Raw genomic sequence first — 2,264 nt, 5'->3', positions numbered from 1 at the left:
GCCCGACCCCCACCCCGCCGCCGCGGCGGACCGTCCCCGACGCCGAGCGGGTCGCCGAGTCCGTCACCCAGTGCGACGCCGACCGTCTCGTCAAGCCCGGACCCGGGGCCGCTGCCCACGGTCATCCTCACGCTGTCGCCCACCGAGCCGACCGACAGCGGCACCCCGGACCCCGGTGGCAGTCCCTCGCCGTCCGATCCGTCCGCCTCGCCGTCCCCGTTGCCGTCCGATCCGCCGGCGTCGCCGTCCGGATCGCCGTCTGACCCGGCGGACTCCGACGTGGTCCGCCTGCCCGGCCCACCCGGGTCCCGGCTCGGCCGGCGCCGCCGTTCGCCCGACCGTCGGTCGACGCCCCGGCCGTACCGGTCCCGTCGCCCCGCTGCTCGCCGGTGCCGTCGACGGCCGGGCTGGCGGCCGGGTTGGCGGCCGAGCCGCGGTGACGTACCGCCGCTCTGCGTCGTCGGTCCCGATCTGGACGACCGGGTAGCGGTGCGTCAGGCGGGGTCGTCGGTGAGGCGGTGGCGGTTGGCCTCGATCCAGGCGTCCAGGGCGGCCGGGTCGTCCGGGTCGACGCCGTCGGCCATCAACTGGGCGACCGCGGCGGTGGCGGGGCTGCGCCGCTCCCCGGTGCTGTAGAGCCGGGCGAACTCGGGAACCATCTCCTCGATCGCCTCGTCCGTCCGGCGGGCCGCCGCCTCCACCAGCCCCCGCTGCCGGGCCGCGTACGCCGCCCAGCCGCGGAGCACCCGCGGCAGCATGGCGGCGTCGTCCATGTCCAGCACGGCCCGCCGGTGCACCCAGTCGAGGAGGAACAGCTCGGCCACCGTCGGGCTCCACCGCATCGGGTCGGCGTCCGGGAAGCTCTGCGCGTGGTCGAGGAGCAGACCCAGACAGAAGTGCAGCGAGGCCAGTTCGGCATCCGCCACCGCGTCGAGGCCGAACCGGGCGGCCTCGGGCGACCCGAGGAAGCCCCGGACCAGCCGGGTCCGTTCCTGGTCGGTGAGCGGCGGCACGGTCCGGTCGACGTTCGCCCGGGGCGGTGCGGGCAGCACGGCCAGCCGCGCGCCGACCAGGGCCCGGTCGGTGGCCAGGGAGCCGGCCGCCGGCAGCTCGCCCAGGTCGTCGGTGACCGCCAGGTGACGGGCCACCTCCCCGCGCATCCGGGCTGGCTCCTCGGTGCGGAACCAGGTCAGCTCGTCCTCGGTGCACATCTGCCGGACCTGTTCGAGGATCCGCTCGGCCGGGCCGCCGACGAAGACGTCCTTGGTGATGCCGATGTTGTGGTCGACGAGGGCCACCAGGGCGTGCTCCGGGCCACCGTCGACCTCGTCGTAGGCGAACGTGGCGAGGTACGAGGTCTGGTCGCCGTACACGTCGCCGTAGGACCAGACGCCGGTGAGGTGGACCCGCCCGAGCTGGCCGGTCCAGGCCGGCGCCTGCGCGCCCGGACGGACCCGGCCGGCGCCGTCGGCGTCCGGCACCAGGGCGGCGAAGACGGCGCGGATGGTGGTGGCGGCGGCGCTGCGGCGGCGGGAGGTGGCGGCGAGGAAGCCGGTCACGAACTCCCGGACGGCGTTCTCCCGGTCGGTCTCCGCGATGGCGTACACGCTGCCGAGCAGTGCGGCGCCGAGCATCTCCGCGTCGAGGGCGCAGTCGAGCCTCGTCACGTCGCGGGCGGCGTGCAGCACCGCCTCGTAGGGGGTCTGTGGCGTGGCCATGCACCGACCCTACGCCGCCGGCCCGGCGGGGACACCCGCCAGCGCCCCGCGCCTCGCCGGGACCCTGTCCGGTCGTCGTCGAGGGCGGCTCAGCGGCCGGCCGCGTCCCTGAGCGCCTCGCGGGCCTGCGCGTACCGGGTCAGCACGGACCGCACCGGGACCAGCACGTACTCCTCGCCGACCGTCGCCACCGAGCTGGTGAGCCGCTGCTCCGCCCGCTGGCGGGCCCGCCGCGCCGCCCACCGCACCACCGGTCTGGTCAGCGCCGCCACCAGCAGCCCGGCGAGCAGGCCGCCCAGGAGCAGCACCGTCGGCAACGGGGCCTCGCCGACCCTCGGGTACTCCAGGGACGGCAGTCCGAGCGCCCGCAGGGCGTAGCCGAGCGCGAGCCACCCCAGCCCGGCCAGCGCGGCGACGGTGACCAGCCACTGGAGGCCCCCGACGACCCCGCCACCAGGCCGGCCGCCGGCCCATCCCCAGGTCGGTGCCGGCCACCGCGCGGTCCAGCGCGTCGGGCAGGTCGCCGAGCCAGATTGCGCCCGGTTT

Annotated in this window: 1 protein-coding gene and 1 pseudogene; both read right to left on the bottom strand. The window is 76.9% G+C overall.

Annotated elements, in window-relative coordinates; all coding sequences use genetic code 11:
- Window positions 1-494: 494 nt before the first annotated feature.
- On the bottom strand, window positions 495-1,718 hold the full coding sequence (locus JNW87_RS37860) for a hypothetical protein (RefSeq protein WP_109800737.1): 1,224 nt from the start codon (window positions 1,716-1,718) through the stop codon (window positions 495-497).
- Between the two features lie 89 nt (window positions 1,719-1,807).
- Window positions 1,808-2,264 (bottom strand): annotated as a pseudogene (locus JNW87_RS37855) (ABC transporter); the annotation flags it as partial.

The sequence above is a fragment of the Micromonospora sp. ATA51 genome (genome assembly GCF_016802855.1).
Lineage (GTDB): Bacteria > Actinomycetota > Actinomycetes > Mycobacteriales > Micromonosporaceae > Micromonospora > Micromonospora sicca.
This window is presented reverse-complemented; position numbering and strand designations above follow the sequence as displayed.

Excerpts from the sequence above, each read along its gene's own strand:
- JNW87_RS37860 (WP_109800737.1), bottom strand. The coding sequence starts at position 1,718 with ATGGCCACGCCACAGACCCCCTACGAGGCGGTGCTGCACGCCGCCCGC.